We start from the raw sequence: 596 nt of genomic DNA, 5'->3' as shown, positions 1-596 counted from the left end.
CAAAAAGCCGCAGAGCCTGGATTTAACCTCGCTGCTGATGCAGGAAGCGACACTGCAAATTTTTCACGATGAGACCGAGCAGCGCAAAATCACCGGCATTATCTCCCATGCCGACTGGACCGGCACCGATGGCAATCAGACCCTGTACGCCTTTACCGTCCGGCCTTACCTCTGGCGCCTGACCCTTAATCAGGACAGCCGGATTTACCATCAGAAAAAGGCCCCTGACCTGTTAAATGAACTGCTGAAAAAACACCGGGTACGGGCAGACTCCAAACTCTACGACCCGCATCAGGATCGGGAATACGTGACCCAGAAACGCGAATCCGACTACGCCTTTTTCAGCCGGCTGGCGGCCGAAGAGGGCATCAGTTTCTGGTTTGAGGATGAGACGCTGTTTTTCAGTGACAGCCATCTGGGTATGACCGCCGGCCTGCCGTTGCAGTACAACCCGCAACCGGATACCGCCCACGGGCTGGATACCATTTATCAGGTCCGTCTGGGCGTCGGCATGAGTCCGCAACGCAGCCTGCATAAAGACTACAACCCGGACAGCCCGCGCTATCACCTCTCCCATATGCACAGCAGCGACGGTT

1 protein-coding gene is annotated in these 596 nt (G+C 56.2%); it reads left to right on the top strand.

All coding sequences use genetic code 11. The annotated features are described in order from the left end of the window. Positions 1 to 596: contractile injection system protein, VgrG/Pvc8 family (locus Xbed_RS19010; RefSeq protein ID WP_279625552.1), on the top strand; the 596-nt coding region annotated here is incomplete at both ends.

It is taken from the genome of Xenorhabdus beddingii, from assembly GCF_002127545.1.
GTDB lineage: Bacteria > Pseudomonadota > Gammaproteobacteria > Enterobacterales > Enterobacteriaceae > Xenorhabdus > Xenorhabdus beddingii.
The sequence above is the reverse complement of the archived record's forward strand: the minus strand, read 5'-3'. Positions and strand labels throughout refer to the sequence as shown.